Source organism: Ruegeria sp. CDSA141 (assembly GCF_059612005.1).
Genome location: NZ_JBXWPT010000005.1, coordinates 106,551 through 125,148, shown reverse-complemented (window position 1 = coordinate 125,148; position 18,598 = coordinate 106,551). Strand labels below are relative to the sequence as shown.

15 protein-coding genes are annotated in these 18,598 nt (G+C 58.1%); 9 read left to right on the top strand and 6 right to left on the bottom strand.

Translation table 11 applies throughout. The features are described 5' to 3' along the window. Positions 1 to 177 precede the first annotated feature (177 nt). Positions 178 to 696, top strand: a complete 519-nt coding sequence (locus tag AC2FLP_RS09915; protein ID WP_117872564.1) for a YHS domain-containing (seleno)protein — start codon at positions 178 to 180, stop codon at positions 694 to 696. A gap of 49 nt (positions 697 to 745) precedes the next feature. On the opposite strand, the gene AC2FLP_RS09910 is transcribed toward AC2FLP_RS09915, so the two are convergent. Together AC2FLP_RS09910 and metF are read right to left on the bottom strand one after the other, a co-directional pair. Beyond that, entirely contained in the window at positions 746 to 1,411 is a 666-nt protein-coding gene (locus AC2FLP_RS09910; RefSeq protein WP_299895336.1) for a J domain-containing protein, read from the bottom strand. A 229-nt stretch (positions 1,412 to 1,640) separates the two neighbouring features. Further along, a complete protein-coding gene (gene metF / locus AC2FLP_RS09905) occupies positions 1,641 to 2,507 on the bottom strand; it encodes a methylenetetrahydrofolate reductase [NAD(P)H] (protein ID WP_299895335.1) in 867 nt (288 codons plus the stop codon). Between the two features lie 94 nt (positions 2,508 to 2,601). Here metF and AC2FLP_RS09900 point away from each other — a divergent pair, with 94 nt between their 5' ends. After that, complete coding sequence (locus AC2FLP_RS09900; RefSeq protein WP_117872567.1) at positions 2,602 to 3,507, top strand: LysR family transcriptional regulator; 906 nt, start codon at positions 2,602 to 2,604, stop codon at positions 3,505 to 3,507. A 98-nt stretch (positions 3,508 to 3,605) separates the two neighbouring features. After that, on the top strand, positions 3,606 to 4,391 hold the full coding sequence (locus AC2FLP_RS09895; RefSeq protein ID WP_117867978.1) for an inositol monophosphatase family protein: 786 nt from the start codon (positions 3,606 to 3,608) through the stop codon (positions 4,389 to 4,391). 18 nt (positions 4,392 to 4,409) lie between these two features. On the opposite strand, the gene AC2FLP_RS09890 is transcribed toward AC2FLP_RS09895, so the two are convergent. Next, positions 4,410 to 5,153: a rhomboid family intramembrane serine protease gene (locus AC2FLP_RS09890; RefSeq protein ID WP_117867980.1), complete on the bottom strand. Its 744-nt coding sequence runs from the start codon at positions 5,151 to 5,153 to the stop codon at positions 4,410 to 4,412. A gap of 42 nt (positions 5,154 to 5,195) precedes the next feature. Beyond that, positions 5,196 to 8,594, bottom strand: a complete 3,399-nt coding sequence (gene putA / locus AC2FLP_RS09885) for a bifunctional proline dehydrogenase/L-glutamate gamma-semialdehyde dehydrogenase PutA (protein ID WP_496683361.1) — start codon at positions 8,592 to 8,594, stop codon at positions 5,196 to 5,198. Between the two features lie 108 nt (positions 8,595 to 8,702). Here putA and AC2FLP_RS09880 point away from each other — a divergent pair, with 108 nt between their 5' ends. Then, complete coding sequence (locus AC2FLP_RS09880; protein WP_117872569.1) at positions 8,703 to 9,185, top strand: Lrp/AsnC family transcriptional regulator; 483 nt, start codon at positions 8,703 to 8,705, stop codon at positions 9,183 to 9,185. 60 nt (positions 9,186 to 9,245) lie between these two features. Further along, positions 9,246 to 9,782, top strand: coding sequence for a tetratricopeptide repeat protein (locus AC2FLP_RS09875; protein WP_496683364.1), 537 nt, complete (start codon positions 9,246 to 9,248; stop codon positions 9,780 to 9,782). Between the two features lie 113 nt (positions 9,783 to 9,895). On the opposite strand, the gene AC2FLP_RS09870 is transcribed toward AC2FLP_RS09875, so the two are convergent. Further along, positions 9,896 to 10,669, bottom strand: a complete 774-nt coding sequence (locus tag AC2FLP_RS09870; protein ID WP_496683366.1) for a FadR/GntR family transcriptional regulator — start codon at positions 10,667 to 10,669, stop codon at positions 9,896 to 9,898. Positions 10,670 to 11,003: 334 nt separating this feature from the next. Here AC2FLP_RS09870 and AC2FLP_RS09865 point away from each other — a divergent pair, with 334 nt between their 5' ends. The 4 genes from AC2FLP_RS09865 to dld all read left to right on the top strand — a co-directional run bounded on the left by AC2FLP_RS09865 (position 11,004) and on the right by dld (position 17,099). Beyond that, positions 11,004 to 12,053 carry a TRAP transporter substrate-binding protein gene (locus tag AC2FLP_RS09865; RefSeq protein ID WP_117872571.1) on the top strand — a complete coding sequence of 350 codons (1,050 nt, stop codon included), beginning with the start codon at positions 11,004 to 11,006 and terminating at the stop codon, positions 12,051 to 12,053. A gap of 120 nt (positions 12,054 to 12,173) precedes the next feature. Further along, the gene (locus AC2FLP_RS09860) at positions 12,174 to 14,237 is read left to right on the top strand and encodes a TRAP transporter large permease subunit (protein WP_496683369.1); all 2,064 of its coding nucleotides are present in this window, start codon (positions 12,174 to 12,176) and stop codon (positions 14,235 to 14,237) included. A 12-nt stretch (positions 14,238 to 14,249) separates the two neighbouring features. Further along, on the top strand, positions 14,250 to 15,401 hold the full coding sequence (locus AC2FLP_RS09855) for an alpha-hydroxy acid oxidase (protein ID WP_496683372.1): 1,152 nt from the start codon (positions 14,250 to 14,252) through the stop codon (positions 15,399 to 15,401). 18 nt (positions 15,402 to 15,419) lie between these two features. Further along, positions 15,420 to 17,099: a D-lactate dehydrogenase gene (gene dld, locus AC2FLP_RS09850; protein ID WP_496683374.1), complete on the top strand. Its 1,680-nt coding sequence runs from the start codon at positions 15,420 to 15,422 to the stop codon at positions 17,097 to 17,099. 747 nt (positions 17,100 to 17,846) lie between these two features. Here dld and gph read toward each other — a convergent pair. Continuing rightward, positions 17,847 to 18,506 (bottom strand): phosphoglycolate phosphatase, encoded by a 660-nt coding sequence (gene gph, locus AC2FLP_RS09845; protein ID WP_299895323.1) that lies wholly within the window; start codon positions 18,504 to 18,506, stop codon positions 17,847 to 17,849. Between the last annotated feature and the right edge of the window lie 92 nt (positions 18,507 to 18,598).

The window sequence follows — 18,598 nt, the reverse complement described above, 5'->3', positions numbered from 1 at the left end:
TCCAACCCGGTGCGACCGGCTTATTCTGTAACATTCCGCAGCCAAACTCTCACGTTTTCTCGTGCCAGGTCACAGCGGCGTTAGGGGGACTACGCACCGCACGGGAATCGCATATTGTCCTGACAGACCTGCCAGCACGGCATCACGGACATAGTTGACCCGAAAAGGATGGACCACATGAAACGCTTTGCATTGACCCTCGCTGCGGCCATAGTTCTGGCGGTTCCGGCTTTTGCCGGACCTCAATATGTTGACGGCACAGGTTTTGCTGTCTCGGGATATGACGTCGTTGCCTATCGCAGCCTGGATCAGGTGCCGGTTGGCCAGCCGCAGCACGAAGGTGTGCGCGGAAAAGCCGACATCACCGCAGAGTACAACGGTGCGACCTGGGCTTTTGCGACCGAGGAAAACCGCGCCAAGTTCCTAGAAAACCCTGCATATTATGCGCCGCAATATGATGGACACTGCGCTTACGGCGTGTCGCGCGGCGGCAAGGTTCCGGCAAACCCGAACCTGTGGCGGATCGTGGATGACAAGCTGTATCTCAACATCACCGACGTGGTTGTGGGATTTTTTGAGGAAGACATTCCGGGCAATATCAATCTTGCCGAAGGAAATTGGCCCGGTATCGAACCGAGCGACGCCTCAACCAACGTGATCCCGAAATTCACCTCCGAAGGCCCGGTTTCAAACTGATCCGGCGACACAATATCAGTGCCCGGCTGGTTCAGCCGGGCTCAGGCCCTTACCCCGCAAGCCAGAATTGATCCCGAATATCCTGATCAGCATCAAATCTGATCCGCACACTCTTGGCCCCTGGAAACTTGCGTTCGCGGATTGTATCGGGGATGATGACTTCCCCCGCACCGGTATCTTTGGACTGAAAGCTCAGAATTTCAGCCTCGGTGTGGCGTGTGCTGCTCAGGACAGTCGTTGGCAAGGCGACGCGATTTGCCCCATGATGCACGGGCGTGGTTACAAAATAGGTCAAATGCCGCCCGTAACACCCGACCGCATCAGGAACGTGGTCCGAGACACTTGCATCAGGCATTTCCTCGACATCCCTCTCATTGTGCATATGCGGCAGCACCTGGAGGGGGTTCAGCATCGCCTTGCAGGCGGCGATGTCTTCCTGCGGAAGTTCGATGATGCGTTTTTTCAAACGGGGTCGACGCGGCTGCGGAGAACCGGAACTGGCACCAGCTTTTGTTGCCAACCCTTCCTTGCGCAGAAAATCATAGGCCGCTTTGGCGCGCGAGAACCCGGAACTGTCACCGTCCTTGTGATCAGGATGCGAATGAAAGGCGATCTGCCGCCAAGCCTCTCTGATTTCACTGGAATTGGCGCAGGGGGTTAACCCCAGGTCTGCCAGCGCGTTCGTGCGTGCCCGCACTTTATCGACAGGTTCCATACTCAAAACACTCTTTACAAACTACACTCTTCCAGTGTCGCCAGGGTCGTGGTTTTGTCAAATTTCGAGGCTGATTTGCAGGGCTTGCGACGACAATCACGATGCGGAGATTCAATTGTTCCGTAAAGGCGGCATTCAGTGCGCGCGATTGTGAAACGGTTCACACATTCCGAGACGTCAAAACGCCCGGGCAAACTTAACCCGGGCGAATCTTTGGGGTTTTTGGGTTTTAGGCGACGTTTTCCAGTTCGACCCGTGGTGAAATGCCCAGCGCAAAGCAGACATCGCGTGTCAGTTCGGGGCGGTTCAGGGTATAGAAATGCAGCTTGTCCACGCCGCCTTCGATCAGGTCCGAACACAGTTCAGAGCAGATTGCCGTGGCCAGCAGATCCTCGCGCTCGTCGCGCACCGCTTTTTCAAAGGCCTGTTCGACCCACTCCGGAATATGCGTGCCACAGCGTTTTGCAAAATTGCGGGCACCCGACCAGTTCTCGATCGGCAGGATGCCCGGCACGATCGGTTTGTCGATCCCGGCCTTGGCGCATGCGTCACGGAACCGGAAAAAGGTCTCGGCTTCGAAGAAGAACTGCGTCAGCGCTTCGTCTGCGCCAGCGTCCAGCTTGGCTTTCAACCAGTCCACATCCGCAGCCATGTCTGCGGCTTCGGGGTGGGTGTCAGGATAGGCCCCGACACGGATGCTGAACATTTCGGTTTCGGCCAGTGCTTCGATCAGCTCAACCGAACTGGAAAACCCGTCCGGGTGCGGCACAAACTTGTCCTGACCCTTTGGTGGATCGCCGCGCAGGGCTACGATGTCTTGCACCCCAGCGCGTGCGAAGGCGTCTGCGATCTCCAGGGTTTCCTGCCGCGAAGCATCGACGCAGGTCAGATGAGCGGCCACGTTCAGGCCCGATGACTTGTGCAGGGTTGAAACCGCGTCACGTGTCAGTTCACGCGTTGTGCCGCCAGCGCCGTAGGTGACGGAAACGAAACGGGGATCCAAGGGGGCCAATGTCTGAACCGTATCCCAAAGGCGGAAAGAGGCTTCCAGAGTTTTGGGGGGAAAGAACTCGAAGGAAATTTCAGGATTGGACATTGTGGCCTCACTGGATCAACTGAGCCCCTTGTGCCATGACGGGCAATGTGAAACAAACTCATATTGCTCATCAATAACATGAATGCTGTTTGAAATGCATATTGAATTCCGGCACCTGCGTACGATAAAGGCAATCCACGAATGCGGCGGGCTGGCCCGTGCTGCGGATCAGCTGAATATCACCCAGTCCGCATTAAGTCATCAAATCAAAGGGTTGGAGGATCAGGCGGGAGTTGAACTGTTTCTGCGTCGCTCAAAGCCAATGAAACTGTCAGCCGCCGGATTCCGCCTTTTGAGACTGGCCGAGCAAATCCTTCCTCAGGTCGAGGCCGCGCAGAGTGAGTTTTCATCGCTGCGGGACGGGCGCACGGGGCGGATGCATATTGCCATCGAATGCCATGCCTGTTTCGAATGGTTGTTTCCTGTTCTTGAGGCCTTCAGGAAGTCTTGGAGCGATGTGGATGTCGATATTCGTCCTGGCCTGGCTTTCGACGCCCTGCCAGCCTTGCAGAAGGAAGAGGTCGATCTGGTGGTCTCATCCGATCCCGAAGACTTGCCGGGTGTCGAGTTTGTGGAGCTTTTTGATTACAATGCAGTCTTTGTAGCGGCTTCGACCCATCCGTTGGCCAAAAAAGACTATGTCGAGGCCGAGGACTTTCGGGGTCAGACTCTGATCACCTATCCGGTCGAACGCACGCGTCTGGATGTGTTCAGCCAGTTGCTGATCCCTGCACGGATTGAACCGGCAACGATCCGGCAGGTTGAACTGACCGCCGTCATTTTGCTTCTGGTGGCCTCAAATCGCGGGATTTCGGTTCTGCCGGATTGGGTCGTGCGCGAGGTCAAATACAATTCGGACTACGTCACCCGACCGCTGACGAAAGAGGGCATTACACGGCGTCTCTACGCAGCTGTCCGGTCGGAAGATCTGGAGAAGCCCTTTGTTCAGGAACTGGTGAAACTGGCCCGGGAAGAGGCGCGCAAGCTGCAATCCCAGTAACGGCGTTTCCTGCGGGTCTGTTATGCGCATCATTCCTCTTGGCAATGGCGCATTGCGGCAGTATACGCGCGGTTTGACCGGACAGGAGCCTTTTGACAATGGTTGGCAGTGCAAATCTCAACATCATGATCAAGGCCGCGCGCAAGGCGGGTCGTTCTTTGGTCAAGGATTTCCGTGAAGTCGAGAATTTGCAGGTGTCGATGAAAGGTGCCGGTGATTTTGTCTCGAAGGCAGATATCGCCGCTGAAGCCATCCTGAAAGAAGAGTTGTTGGGCGCGCGACCGACCTATGGCTGGCTGGCCGAAGAGGGCGGTGCCCTTGACGGCGAAGACCCAACCCGCCGCTGGATCGTCGATCCGCTGGACGGCACCACCAATTTCCTGCACGGCCTGCCGCATTGGGCGATTTCCATAGCTCTGGAACACAAGGGCAAGATCGTTGCCGGCGTGGTCTATGACGCCGCCAAGGACGAGATGTTCTTTGCTGAAAAAGGTGAGGGAGCCTGGATGAACGACACTCGTATGCGCGTGTCGAGCCGTCACCGTATGATTGAATCGGTCTTCGCGACCGGTCTGCCCTTTGGTGGTCGTTCGGATCTGCCAGCAACCCTGCAGGATCTGGCGCGCCTGATGCCCGCCTGCGCCGGTGTCCGTCGTTGGGGTGCTGCCGCGCTCGACATGGCATATGTGGCTGCCGGCCGGTATGAGGGCTTTTGGGAACGCCGCCTGAATGCGTGGGATCTGGCTGCCGGTGTCATCATCATCAAAGAAGCTGGTGGTTTCGTGCAGGCGTTGAACCCTGAAGGCAATGTGCTGGAAGATGGTGAGGTGATCTGTTCGAACGAACCGATCTTCGATCAGTTCGCCAAGGTGATCCGGGGCTAGACGCCCTTTGGACCGGCCTTAACGACGCGGAACGCGCGGAATGCGGGATTGGGACAGCTTGTACTTCGCCTCCGGGTGGGGCGGATGTCCATGGGTGCGATCCCAGAACTGAATTCCGCCGCGTCTCAGCCACAGCGGTACGCACAGGATCAGGCCAACGGCAAACCCCCCGGTATGGGCCCAATAGGCGATGCCGCCTTCGTCCGGGTTGCTGGTGACGCTGCCAAAGAACTGTATCGCCAGCCAGACTCCCAGCATGATGAAGGCGGGAATGGTAAAGATCCTGAAATAAACGACCAGGATCAGCAGGACATCCACCCGTGCTTTCGGGAACAGCAGCAGATACCCGCCCATAATGCCAGCAATCGCGCCCGAGGCCCCAACTGTGGGGACCTGAGAGTCCGGCCCGGTGATGATGTGAATCAGGCCCGCGCCAATCCCGGCTGCCAGATAGAACAGCAGGAATGGCAGATGGCCCATCTCGTCTTCCAGATTGTCACCGAAGATCCACAGAAACAGCATGTTTCCGGCAAGGTGCATCCACCCCCCGTGCAGGAACATGGATGTCACGAGGGTTTCCAGCCCGAACCCGTCGCTGACCCGCGCCGGGATTATGGCATAGTCGAAAAACAGCCTGCTGATCCGCGGCCCATCATCCATGATTCCGACATAGCTGAGGAAGATCAGTATATTGGCCGCCAGCAAGGCATAGACAACATAAGGCGTACGCCCCGAAGGGTTGTGGTCACGGATCGGAAACATGGTGTGACGCTGGGCTTTTGTGCGCCCAGCGTCAAGGCAAGCTTATGCCGCACCTCCCAACAATGCAGCGTTTCCGCCCGCTGCGGTCGTGTCGACGCAGACATGGCGTTCACCCAGAACACGCGCGCAGTCGGGCTTACCGGGGATAAGCGGCAAAATCGGGCCGTCGCGGCGCGCCAGATGCTGTTCGATCTGCCGCGCTGTTTCGTCATCTCCCCACCACAACACGCCCGAAATGCCGTTCAGGTTTTCCAACCTGTGCAGGTCAAGCATCCCGGTCGCCTGAATGGCGGTGCCACCCAGCGCACATACAGCATCGGCCTGCGCGCGCGCTGCGGCTTCTCCGGGCCCCATGCACAGAAGGGGCGGACGGGGATACTCGCTCAGGCGGTTCGATTCACCGGTCGGGCCGGGCAGGGATCGGGTTTTGACCGGCGCAGGTTGACCTTGCGCAGCAGGCAGATCAGCCACGGCGTCCCAGGTATCCGCCGTGCTTTGACGGTCGGGCGCACAGAACCGGATCATGTAGTTCGGCCCGCCCGCCTTGGGGCCGGTGCCTGACAATCCTTCGCCGCCGAAGGGCTGCGAGCCGACGATGGCGCCGATCTGGTTGCGGTTCACATAGATGTTGCCCGCATGGATCGCCTCGGTCACATGCTGCACGCGGTCGTCGATGCGGGTGTGCAGGCCAAAGGTCAGGCCGTATCCGGTGGCGTTGATATCGGCGATGATCTTGTCGATCTCTTGCGACTTGAACCGGGCGACGTGCAGCACCGGGCCGAACACCTCGCGTTCCAGCGCGGCGATGCCGGGGATCTCGATCAGTGTCGGTGCAACAAAGATGCCTTCGGGCGGCAACGGAAGCTCCTTCAGCACCCGCCCTTCGTGGCGCGCCCTGGTCACATGTTCGGCGATGCCCTGCCGGGCTTGCGCGTCGATGACCGGGCCGCAATCCGTCGAGATCAGCCACGGATCTGCAACACTCAGCGCATCTATCGCCCCTTTGAGCATGGTCAGAACGTCGTCGGCGATATCCTCCTGCAGATACAGACACCGCAGCGCGGAACAGCGCTGGCCCGCCGACTGAAAGGCGCTTTCGATGATCGATTGCACGGCCTGTTCGGGAAGGGCGGTGCTGTCGACGATCATTGCATTCAGACCACCGGTTTCTGCAATCAGAGGCGTACCGGGGCGCATGGATCCGGCCATCGCCGCGCGGATTTTCAGCGCGGTGGCCGTAGACCCGGTGAAGGCCACACCCGAGACACGCGGATCCGATGTCAGCGCCGCGCCCACGGCAGGCCCGCCGGGCAACAGTTGCAGCACATCGCGTGGCACACCTGCCTCATGCATGAGTTGAATCGCACGATGCGCGATCAGGGGCGTCTGGGGCGCTGGCTTGGCCAGAACTGCGTTTCCGGTGGCCAGCGCGGCGGAGATCTGTCCTGAGAAAATCGCCAGCGGGAAGTTCCACGGGCTGATACAGGTGAAAATTCCCGCGGGATCGGCGTCGGGGATGTTGGCTGCATAGTAACGCAGGAAATCCACCGCCTCGCGCAGTTCCGCCACCGCATCAGGCAGCGACTTCCCTGCCTCACGCGCCAGCAGCGCAAACAACTCGCCATAATGCGCTTCATAAAGATCGGCTGCGGCATTGAGGACACGGGCGCGTTCGGCAGCAGGGGCGTCCCAGGGGTCGGCCGAAGCCAATGCCATCTCCACGTCCGCTGCACTTGCCGCGGCCACCGCGCCGGGCTTGTCCTGAGGCCGTGCCGGATTGACCACCGGCTCATCCGCTTCGGGTTTGGCCGTGTCGGTCAGCAATGGTTGCGCATACCAGTGATGAGAGCGGAACTGATCCCGTGCCGCATCAATCTGATCCAGTGTTGGTGTGTGATGCAGGTCAAAACCCTTGGAATTCGGCCTTTCAGGCTGGAACAGTTCCGGTCCGGTCGGCAGTGCTGGCGGAGGGGTCCGGACCGCAATAAACGGATCGGCGGCGACTTGTTCCGGTGACACATCCTCGTCCACAATCTGGTTGACGAAGGATGAGTTTGCACCGTTCTCCAGCAAGCGTCGAACCAGATAAGCCAGCAAGTCGCGATGTGCCCCGACCGGCGCATAAATGCGGCAACGGGAGGTCTGCTTGTTCCTGACGGTCTGATGAAGGGTCTCGCCCATGCCGTGCAGGCGCTGGAACTCGAACGGTTGATCTTCGGCCATGTGAAGGATGGCGCTGACCGTGTGGGCGTTGTGCGTGGCAAATTGCGGGTAGACCCGGTCGGTCATGCCCAGCAGTTTGCGCGCATTGGCGATATAAGAGACGTCGGTCGCGGCCTTGTGCGTGAAGACCGGAAAGCCATCCACCCCTTCGACCTGCGCGCGTTTGATCTCAGTATCCCAATAGGCTCCTTTGACCAATCGCACCATAATATGGCGATCGTGACGTTCGGCCATGCCATACAGCGTATCCAGTACCAGACCTGCACGCGGGCCATAGGCCTGAACCACGATGCCAAACCCGTGCCAGCCGGCAAGGGCTGGGTCGGACATCACCGCCTCTATCACCTGCAACGACAGCGACAAACGATCCGCCTCTTCTGCATCGACGTTCAGGCCCATTCCGGCCGCCTTGGCCAGCAGAGCCAGCGCCCGCAGTCGCGGCACCAGTTCGTCCATCACACGCTGTTCCTGTGCCAGTTCATAACGGGGATGAAGGGCGGACAGTTTTACCGAAATGCCGGGGTTGGCGCGGATATCGTCGTGGATGCATGCCTCGGCAATGGCCGAGATGGCGCGGGAATAGGACAGGTGATAGCGCGCCGCGTCCGCTTCGGTCCGGGCCGCTTCGCCCAGCATGTCGTAGGAATAGGTATAGCCCTTGGCCTCCATCCCCGCGGCGCGCTTCATGGCGGACTGGATGGTCTCGCCCAGAACGAACTGCCGGCCCATTTCCTTCATCGCGCGCCCGACGGCGGTGCGGATCACCGGCTCGCCCAGCCGCTTGATGGCGCCGCGCAGGGCGCTGACCGGGGAGGCCTTGCCCTCGTCCAGCACCTTGCCGGTCAGCATCAGCGCCCAGGTCGAGGCATTGACCAGCGACGAGGAAGAGTGGCCCAGGTGCTTGCCCCAATTGGATGGCGCGATCTTGTCTTCGATCAGCGCATCAATTGTGTCGGCATCCGGCACGCGCAACAACGCTTCAGCTAGACACATAAGGGCGATACCTTCGTCGGTGGACAGGCCATATTCGGCCAGAAATACCTCCATCAACCCCGGAGAAGTACTGGACCGGATGTCGCGTACAAGCTGCGCAGCGGCGGTGCTGATGGCGCTGCGATCCGGGTCTGTCAGGTTTGCCTGAAAGATCAGGGTATCAAGAACTGCCGACTGATCGGCGTAGGTTGAGCTATCGATGAGTGTGCGCAGGCTGTGTGACATATGTCCTCCGGTCTTTGTGATAATATAATGCGGAAAATTCAGGACAACGGACCGATTATTGGCTATTGGAAGGTCAGTGTTCTGAAAATTTGGCACAAGACAGCGCAAATGAGCTTTCCTGATCTGGATCGGTTCGACCGGTCGATTCTAAGAATTCTGGCCGAGGATGGTCGTATCTCGGTGGCCGACCTTGCGCGCGAGATCGGGCTTTCGAAATCTCCGACTCAAGCGCGGCTCAAGCGGCTTGAGGCAAGCGGGGTAATCCAGGGGTATCGGGCGATGCTGGATCCGATCCGACTGGGCCTGGATCATGTTGCGTTTGTCGAGGTGCGTTTGACCGATACCCGCGAAAAGGCTCTGGCCGAGTTCAACGCAGCCGTCCGCAAAACCGCTGAGGTCGAGCAGGCACATATGATCGCGTCCAATTTTGACTATCTTTTGAAAATACGCACCGCAACGATGTCCGAGTATCGCCGTGTTCTGGCCGAGAAGATTTCGTCTCTGCCGCATGTCGCCAATACGTCAACTTTTGTTGCGATGGAGGCCGTGAAGGAAACCGGTATGCTGGGTGGTTTTGAATATCAGCCTTGACCCGGCGGAAGTATGGCCCACTTTTGATTCGTGATGCGAACACTTGCTGCAACCTTTTTTATGATCGCTTGTTCATGCTCGGCCATCGCCGAGACATGCCCCACTGCTCCGGATCATATTGAAGGGGTGAATGCGCTGATCGAGCAGGTCCAAAAAGCGCAATCGCAAAGCGACGCCCGGGTCATCTCGAATCAAATGTGGGAGCTCTGGACAGACGCGCCGGATGCTCGGTCGCAGACACTGCTGGACCGGGGAATGGCGCGACGAGAGGCGTGGGACTTGTCGGGCGCATTGGATGACTTCAACCAGCTCGTCGAATATTGCCCGAATTACGCCGAAGGTTACAATCAGAGGGCTTTTGTAAACTACCTGAGGCAGGATTTTGACGCGGCGCTGCGCGACCTGAATGTCACGATCGAAATGTCGCCAAACCATATCGGCGCACTCAGCGGACGCGCATTGTCTTTACTGGGTTTGAAACGTCTTGAAGACGCGCGCACAGCACTGTCCGCAGCGCTTGAACTCAATCCCTGGCTGTCAGAGCGGGCGTTGTTGGAACCCGGTGGCCTTCTGGAACCGCCCGGAGAGGATATCTGACGTCAATCCCTTGATGTCGACCCAACTGGCCGACCAGCTCCAAAACAATGTCTCGGGTAGCAATACCATTCCATCAGCGTCGCAACCTGAAGAATAAGTGAGTGGCTATTCGATTATCGCGACAGTATCCGGCGCTTTTCGGCCATGGCTTCGCGTCGCCGCTGTTCAATCCCGAGTTTGAAGGACTCTTCGACAAAGTCGATGTGATTCGTAGCCGCTTTTTCGGCCCGCTCCTCATCACCTTCGATTACCGCGCGGCCGAGTTCGAGATGTTGCTGCAACAGCTTTTCGCCGGTCCCATCGATTGTCCGCAGGAAGTCGCGATTGTAGAAAACGCCCTTGCGGGTGAGTTCGTAGATCGACGCCATCATGTGGATCAGGGTCGCGTTCTGGCTGGCATCAACAATCGCTGAATGCAAGGCAAAGTCTGCTTCTTGCGAAGCCTTGGCATCCTGCTCCTGCCATGCCCGTTCGTTTTCGTGGAGGATTTCTGAAATCCTTTCCTTGTCTGCCTTGGTCGCACGACGTGCGGCAAGGCGGGCGGCAAAACCTTCCTGTTCGCGGCGATACTCCAGATAGTCGAAAAAAGCCGGCTCATGGCGTTCGTACAAAGCAAGAAGCGCGGGCATCATGGCTTGTCCGGTCAGGGCTGCGACGAATGTCCCTTCACCGTGTTGCGTTGTGACCAGACCGCGTTCTTCCAGCACCTGAAGGGCCTCGCGCAGTTTTGGGCGTGACACGCGCAGCATCTCGGCCAGATCGCGCTCCGAGGGCAGTTTCCGGCCCTGTTTCAGGATGCCCGACGCGATCAGGTCCTCGACTTGTGAAACCACTGCATCGGCCAGCGATTCGTGTCCAGCCGGTTCAAATATCGCCGTGGTGTTCATGAGATGCTGCCCTGTGTGACGCTAAAAAGCCCGGAATAACTGGTAAACAAACATAACCATATCCGTTCAATTTTCAAGCGCGAGGGTGGTCTTCCCTTGGATGACGTACACATTTGTTTGTGAACGGTTTTTAAGAAATCAGCATGGCTTTAAGGCGGTCATCCCGGGTTTTTGCAGGAGTTTTTGGAGTCGGATCTCAAAACTCAAACTTCTCCAGTGGTAAATAAAGTTATTGACTGGTTTAATCTGGTAAAGTTAGTTTACCACCGGAGCGGCGCTGGAAGAGCCTGCGCCAATGATCGGGAAAAAACCGACCAACCCTGGAGGAGAATTCATGAAGAAGACCCTGACGAGCCTGGCCATGGTCGCCAGCCTGCTGGCTGCACCCGCGGTTGCGGCGGACAAGTTGCTGCTGAAAACACCAATTGCCTTTTCAACCGAGTTGCCGGGTCTGGGCTCGCCGGTCCCTCGCGTGGCTGATCAGCTGGAACTGATGTCCGGTGGCACGCTGAAGATGAAGGTGTACGAGCCGGGAAAACTGGTGCCGCCCTTCGAAATTCTGGACGCTGTGTCCACCGGCAAAATCAACTCGGGCTACACCACGGCTGGTTACTGGGCCGGGAAAATCCCGGCTGCGCCACTGTTCTCAGCTGTACCGTTCGGCCCCGAGGCCGGCGAATACATGGCTTGGCTGTATTATGGCAACGGCATGACCCTGTATCAGGAGATGTATGATCAGGCCGGCTTCAACGTCAAAGTTCTGCCTTGCGCCATCATCGCGCCGGAAACCTCGGGCTGGTTCGCGTCCGAGATCAACTCGCCCGAAGACCTGAACGGGCTGAAGATGCGTTTCTTTGGTCTGGGCGGCAAGGTGATGCAGAAACTGGGTGTAGCGACCTCGCTGTTGCCAGGTGGCGAGATCTTCCCTGCATTGGAAAAAGGCGCGATTGATGCGACCGAGTTTTCGATGCCTGCGATCGACGCGCGTCTGGGCTTTCACAAGCTGGTCAAATTCAACTATTTCCCCGGCTGGCATCAGCAGGCGACCGTGTTTGAACTGCTGATCAACAAGGACGTCTGGAACGAAGCCAGCGATCAGCACAAGGCAATCATCGAAAACGCCTGCAAGGCTTCGATGGCAGACAGCTTTGCCGAAGGCGAAGCCATTCAGCACGCGGCCCTGATCGACAACGTTGAAAACAACGGCGTTACCATCAAGCAGTGGTCGCCCGAGATGCTGGATACCTTCCGCGCAACCTGGGAAGAGGTTGCCACTGAAGAGGCCGCCAATGATGCCTTCTTTGCACAGGTTCTGGCCGACATGAACGAGTTCCGTGACGGCTATAACCTCTGGAAGACAAACGCGTTCCTCCCACGTCAGTAATCTCTCCCTCACTGACGTTGCCGGGGCGGCCTGATCCGCCGCTCCGGTTCCTGCTTCCTGATCTTCGGACTTTCTAACCTTTCACTGCCCGTATTCCGGGTTGCTGAGCGAGGAATGACCATGACCACCCAAAACAACCTCAACGATCCGGTCGAAGCCTATGAAGGCATCCTGGAACACCCCGAAACCGACCGCCAGAAAGTCGCAGTTGCGATCGATGCCGGGGTCAAGGCGGTGGGTCATGTGGTCATGTGGGCCAATGTCCTGCTGATGGGCGCGATCTTTGCACAGGTCTCGCTGCGTTACCTGTTCAGCCAGAACTATCCCAAGTTGGACGAGATTCAGTGGCACTTCTACGGGATCGTCACGATGATCGGCATCTCATACGCTCTGATCACCGACAGCCATGTGCGCGTGGACGTCTTGCATATGCAACTGTCACGCCGCGCGCAGCGGATCATCGAGGTGATCGGCATCCTGACCCTGCTGACCCCGTTCATCTATCTGATGGTCGATCAGGGCTATGACTATTTCTACGAAAGCCTTCGCGTCAACGAACGCTCTGACAGCCCCACCGGCCTGCCTGCGCGTTGGGCCTTCAAGGCGGTCATTCCCATCAGCTTTGTTCTGTTGGCACTGGCCGCGTTGGCACGCTTGATCCACGACGGGCACGCGTTGATGTACGGACCGGCCTCGGAACGTGAAGGCGCGCCACTGCGCCGTATTCTTCTGGTGCTCGCCGTGTTCGCCGCCGTCTGTGTGGGCCTGACGTTCCTGGTCGAAACGACCGAGGAAAAGCTGGTCATCGCGATGTTCCTGACCTTCATCGCGCTGCTCTTCACCGGCTACCCGGTTGCTTGGGTTCTGGCCGGTGTTGGAGTCTCCTATTGTGGTCTGGCCTACCTGTTCGACAACGATCTGATGCTGTGGACCGGGCTTGAGAGCACATTTACCGGTCTCGATTATCTGACGCTGGGCGCGGTTGTGAACCGGGTTTACGCGACCATGTCCAATGCGGTTCTGGTTGCCCTGCCGATGTTCATCTTCATGGGTCTTATGCTGGACGAATCCGGTGTGGCCGAGCGTCTGATGTCCTCGATGCAGCGTCTGTTCGGGACAGTGCGCGGAGGTCTGGCCATCACTGTGACCCTGATCGGGATCATTCTGGCGGCCTCGACCGGCATCATTGGTGCCTCGGTGGTTCTTCTGGGCGTGCTGTCGCTGCCGTCGATGATGCAGCAGAAATACCAGCCGACGCTGGCGGCGGGCGTGGTTTCGGCCTCGGGGACGCTGGGCATTCTGATCCCGCCCTCGATCATGCTGGTGATCATGGCTGACCAGATGGCCCTGTCGGTGGGCGACCTGTTCATGGCGGCGGTGTTCCCGGGCGTGATCATAGGCGGCCTGTACCTGACCTATATCTTTATCCTCGCGCTGGTGAAGCGCGACGCGGCCCCTGTGCCTGAGGGTGCCAAGGCGCCCGATTGGGCCGCCGTCAAGGATGTGCTGATCGCCGTCATCCCGACGCTGATGCTGATCCTTGCGGTACTGGGTTCGATCTTCGCCGGTCTGACCACGCCGACCGAGGCCTCGGGCATCGGCGCGCTGGGTGCCACCTTGCTGGCGTTGGGCTATCGCAAGCTGACGTTTGCCAAGCTGTGGAACGTGCTGGTTTCGACCTTCAACACCACCGCCTACATCTTTGCGATCTTCCTTGGCGCGACCGTATTCTCGTATGTCCTGCGTGAACTGGGCGGGGACGAGTTGATCGAACATGTGGTGCAATCCACCGGCTTTGGAGCGAACGGCACCATCCTTTTCATCCTGTTCATCGTCTTCCTGCTGGGATTTGTGCTGGACTGGATCGAGATCACGCTGATCGTGCTGCCCCTGATGCGCCCCATCGTGAACGGTCTGGGCATCGACATCCCCGGCTTTGGCGTGCTGGATGAACCGGCACTGGTGTGGTTCGTGATCCTTGTCGCTGTGACGCTACAAACCAGCTTCCTGACGCCGCCAGTTGGCTTTGCCTTGTTCTACCTCAAAGGCGTTTGCCCGCCAGAGATCAAGCTGACGCATATCTACAAAGGCATCGTGCCCTTTGTTTTGCTGCAACTGACCGGACTCGCGCTGGTCTTCCTGTGGCCGACATTGGCCACATGGTTGCCGTCAGTCGCTTATTGAGGAGCTACCGCCATGCGTCTGAGCCAATGTCATAACTTCCACGACTTTCGGCGGCTGGCCAAGCAACGGCTGCCGGGGCCGATCTTCAACTATATCGACGGTGGCGCGGATGACGAGGTTACGTATCGGGAAAACACCTACGCATTTGACCGCTGTGACCTTCTTCCGTCAGTTCTGCGTGGGGTGAAGGATGTGGACATGTCCGTCACGGTCATGGGGCAAAAGCTGAATATGCCGGTCTATTGCTCGCCTACCGCGTTGCAGCGCCTGTTCCACCATCAGGGTGAACGCGCCGTCGCGGCAGCGGCAGAGAAATACGGTACCATGTTCGGAGTTTCCTCTCTGGGAACCGTCTCGCTGGAGGAGCTGCGCCGGAAACACAAGAACCCGCAGGTCTATCAATTCTACTTTCACAAGGATCGCGGGTTGAATGCCGCCATGATGCAGCGCGCCAAAGAGGCGGGTGTCGAGGTCATGATGCTGACCGTCGACAGCATCACCGGTGGCAACCGCGAGCGTGATCTGCGTACCGGGTTCTCGATCCCGTTCCGATTGACGCTGGGCGGCATGATACAGTTTGCGATCAAGCCGATGTGGGGCATCAACTATGTCACCCATGAAAAGTTCCGGCTGCCTCAGCTTGAGGAACATGTGGATATGGGCGGTGGGGCCAGCTCGATCGGGGGGTATTTCACCGATATGCTCGATCCGTCGATGAACTGGGATGACGTGGCGCAGATGGTGCGCGACTGGGATGGTCAGTTCTGCCTGAAAGGGATCATGACCGTCGAAGATGCCAAACGCGCGGCTGAGATTGGTTGTACCGGCATCATCCTGTCGAACCACGGTGGCCGCCAACTGGACGGATCGCGCACGCCGTTTGACCAGCTGGCCGAGATTGTAGATGCCGTTGGCGACAAGCTGGACGTGATGATGGACAGCGGCATTCAGCGTGGCACCCATGTGCTCAAGGCGCTTTCGATCGGGGCCAAAGCCGTGGGTATCGGGCGGCACTACCTGTATCCTCTGGCTGCCGCAGGGCAGGCTGGGGTCGAACGGGCCCTTGGGTTGATGCGTGCCGAGATCGAGCGCGACATGAAGTTGATGGGTGTCACCAGTGTTGGCCAGCTCAGCCGCGAGAATATTCGTTTCCGCAATCCCTAACCCGAAACGGGGGCCGATATGACCAATGACGCGTTGATCAAACATTTCCGCTCTATCGTCGGCACGCGTCACGGGCTGATCGGAGCGCGCGCGACAGAGCGTTTTCGGCGCGGTTTCCGCTCGGGCGAGGGTGAGGCGCTGTGCGTCGTTCTGCCGGGAACTCTGCTGGAGCAATGGAAGATCCTACAAGCCTGCGTCGCAGCCGACAAGATCGTCATCATGCAGGCGGCCAATACTGGCCTGACCGAAGGGTCTACGCCGTCCGGCACCTATGACCGGGACGTTGTTCTGATAAATACGCGTCGGATGAACACTCTGGTGCCGTTGAACGACGCAGAGCAGATTGTCAGCTTTCCGGGCGCCACGCTTTTTGCGCTGGAAAAACTGTTGGCCCCGCTGGGACGCGAGCCGCATTCGGTGATCGGTTCGTCCTGCATCGGCGCGTCGATCGTGGGTGGAGTATGCAACAATTCCGGCGGATCTCTGGTCGAACGCGGTCCGGTTTACACGGAACTTTCCGTCTATGCGCAGATCACAGAACAGGGTGATCTGGAATTGGTCAACCACCTCGGCATCGATCTGGGCAGCACGCCGGAAGAGATCCTCGCCAACCTCGATGCAGGGAAATTTGAACGCAACCCCGGGGCAACCAACAAACGCGCATCGGCCAGCGACTACGCACAGATCGTGCGGGACGTGAATGCGGAAACGCCTGCGCGGTTCAATGCGGACAAGGCCAAGCTTTTCGAATCATCGGGCTCGGCCGGGAAGCTGGCCGTTTTTGCCGTGCGCCTTGACACCTTTCCCAAGAACGAGGTCGAGAAGGTGTTCTATGTGGGCACCAATAGTCCCGACGATCTGGCGGACCTGCGGCGCCACATATTGTCAGAGTTCAAATCGCTGCCGGTTTCGGCCGAATACATGCATCGCGAAGCGTTCGACATTGCAGCACGCTATGGCAAGGACACAGTCGTGATGATCGACAAGCTTGGCACGGACCGTCTGCCGATGTTCTTTGCGATAAAGGGCGCCGTGGATGCCCGCCTGCGGCGCATCCCGTTGTTGCGAAATCTCACCGATCGTTTCATGCAGGCAGCAATAGCTCTGTGGCCAAGTGTCCTGCCCAAGCGGATGATGGATTTTCGCGACAAGTTTGAACACCACCTTATCCTGAAAATGAAGGATGAAGGTGTGTCCGAGGCCGCCGAGTGGCTGCCGCGATTTCTGGGGGACCGTGATGGCGGGTTTTTCGAATGTGATGCGCGCGAGGCCAGGATTGCAGGCCTCCATCGTTTCGCGGCGGCAGGCGCGGCCGTGCGTTACATGGCGATCCATTCGGACGATGTCGAAGACATCATCGCTCTGGATGTCGCGTTACGTCGAAACGACCAGGACTGGCTGGAGAAGCTGCCGCCTGAAATCGAAGAGCAGTTGGTTCACAAACTCTATTACGGGCACTTCATGTGCCACGTGATGCATCAGGATTACATAGTCAAAAAAGGGGCCGACCCCAAAGCGCTTAAGGCCGCAATGTTGAAATTGTTTGACGAACGCGGCGCGGAATACCCTGCTGAACATAACGTGGGGCACCTTTACAAGGCCAAGCCCGACCTCGCGGCACATTACAAATGCTGTGACCCGACCAACGCGTTCAATCCGGGTATCGGCAAAATGTCCAAGGCGAAGAATTACCAATAGCCAGCTTTTCCGACGTGGACGGGTGCCGAAAAAACGCACGGCACACACGCCGGGCTTTGGCGAAAAGGGTGTTGGCGCCTGACCTTCTGACCTCATGAAGGCGGCCACGAAAACAAAACAACTTGTGCAGCGAGGGCGGCCAAAACCGAATGAGCGTCGCTTTTCAGGTACAAAGAAGATTCGGACGGTGCAGTCAGGATAATCGGAGTCGGGAAGGAATTTCGCGCTGAGGTGAGGAATTCGGCCACGATTGACGCAGATCGTTTGGTTTTGAGTGTCACACACACGCATTCGTCAGGCCGCCCAAGATTTGAACTGGCGGGTTCGTGCGGTCAATTGACAAAACACCTTTCTGTTCAGGTAAATTCAGGGATGGGTGATTTCCGCCGGGTTTTCCTAGGGTTAGCCTTGACCTGCAATCGGATTGCAACTCACGCGTCCGAAGCTGCAGGCCAGAAAGCCATCTTGCATGCGAAAAATTGCAGATGACCGGAGCCAGAAAAACGCCAATTTTCCCTTATTTTTTACGTTTTTTGGAGAACTACGGGAAACCCCCAATTTCGCGCGGCGACAATCAGGGGTAAACACAACTTACCGTACTTACCACACAAACACACACACGGTATTTACTTTCCCCGATGAGGGGCTGGCCACACCCCCTCGGCCGGCCCCTCTTAACTTTTGGGGGTCAGTGGCATTGCGGATCGTTGCCAATGTCGAAGGGCGTGATGATCTTTCCGAGCTGTGTTAACTTTGGATCAACTCGGCGACGAGCGCGGGCAAGTCTTGTGATGCGCAATAGGCCACGTTGTGCGGAATTTCAGCGACCGGCGTCTTCCGATATCCTTTGGTAAACAGCAAAAACGGGATTTTCGCACGAGCGGCCGTTTCCGCGTCAACTTCGCTGTCGCCGACGAACAAACGTGGGCCAGAAGCTTGAAGCGCATCGAAGCTTGCGAACAGATGGTTCGGGTCCGGTTTTCGCGTCGAAAGGCTGTCGCCGCCAAGAACAACGTCGAAATATTGGGACAGGTCCAGTGCTTCAAGCACATGCCGTGCGGGCGCTTCTGGTTTGTTGGTGCAGACACCCAAAGCGCACCCCATCTGTCGCAAGGCAACCAGCGCTTCGGGGATACCGGGGTAGGGAACAGTCGTTTCGCTTGCAGCAGCATTGTAATGTTTCAGTGTCAGCTGCGTCAGCTCCGCGTGGCGATCCAACGGCAGGCCGCAATGGCGGATCATGCGCTCGACCAGTTTGGGTAAGCCGTTGCCGACGAATCCTTTGATGACGTCATGCGACAAGGGATCGTGCCCAACATCGTCCAGCGTGCGGTTGGCTGCTGCTGCCAGATCACCCAGGCTGTCCACCAGCGTTCCGTCCAGATCAAATACAACTGCTGCGGTCATAATTTACGCGCCTTTCATCATCTGGCCCAAGACCTAACGCGCCTTGTGCCGGTCCGCAATCGCTTGTGTTAAAACGACACTTGACAATCCTT

Excerpts from the sequence above, each read along its gene's own strand:
- AC2FLP_RS09915 (WP_117872564.1), top strand. The coding sequence starts at position 178 with ATGAAACGCTTTGCATTGACCCTCGCTGCGGCCATAGTTCTGGCGGTT.
- AC2FLP_RS09910 (WP_299895336.1), bottom strand. The coding sequence starts at position 1,411 with ATGGAACCTGTCGATAAAGTGCGGGCACGCACGAACGCGCTGGCAGAC.
- metF (WP_299895335.1), bottom strand. The coding sequence starts at position 2,507 with ATGTCCAATCCTGAAATTTCCTTCGAGTTCTTTCCCCCCAAAACTCTG.
- AC2FLP_RS09900 (WP_117872567.1), top strand. The coding sequence starts at position 2,602 with ATGCATATTGAATTCCGGCACCTGCGTACGATAAAGGCAATCCACGAA.
- AC2FLP_RS09895 (WP_117867978.1), top strand. The coding sequence starts at position 3,606 with ATGGTTGGCAGTGCAAATCTCAACATCATGATCAAGGCCGCGCGCAAG.
- AC2FLP_RS09890 (WP_117867980.1), bottom strand. The coding sequence starts at position 5,153 with ATGTTTCCGATCCGTGACCACAACCCTTCGGGGCGTACGCCTTATGTT.
- putA (WP_496683361.1), bottom strand. The coding sequence starts at position 8,594 with ATGTCACACAGCCTGCGCACACTCATCGATAGCTCAACCTACGCCGAT.
- AC2FLP_RS09880 (WP_117872569.1), top strand. The coding sequence starts at position 8,703 with ATGAGCTTTCCTGATCTGGATCGGTTCGACCGGTCGATTCTAAGAATT.
- AC2FLP_RS09875 (WP_496683364.1), top strand. The coding sequence starts at position 9,246 with ATGATCGCTTGTTCATGCTCGGCCATCGCCGAGACATGCCCCACTGCT.
- AC2FLP_RS09870 (WP_496683366.1), bottom strand. The coding sequence starts at position 10,669 with ATGAACACCACGGCGATATTTGAACCGGCTGGACACGAATCGCTGGCC.
- AC2FLP_RS09865 (WP_117872571.1), top strand. The coding sequence starts at position 11,004 with ATGAAGAAGACCCTGACGAGCCTGGCCATGGTCGCCAGCCTGCTGGCT.
- AC2FLP_RS09860 (WP_496683369.1), top strand. The coding sequence starts at position 12,174 with ATGACCACCCAAAACAACCTCAACGATCCGGTCGAAGCCTATGAAGGC.
- AC2FLP_RS09855 (WP_496683372.1), top strand. The coding sequence starts at position 14,250 with ATGCGTCTGAGCCAATGTCATAACTTCCACGACTTTCGGCGGCTGGCC.
- dld (WP_496683374.1), top strand. The coding sequence starts at position 15,420 with ATGACCAATGACGCGTTGATCAAACATTTCCGCTCTATCGTCGGCACG.
- gph (WP_299895323.1), bottom strand. The coding sequence starts at position 18,506 with ATGACCGCAGCAGTTGTATTTGATCTGGACGGAACGCTGGTGGACAGC.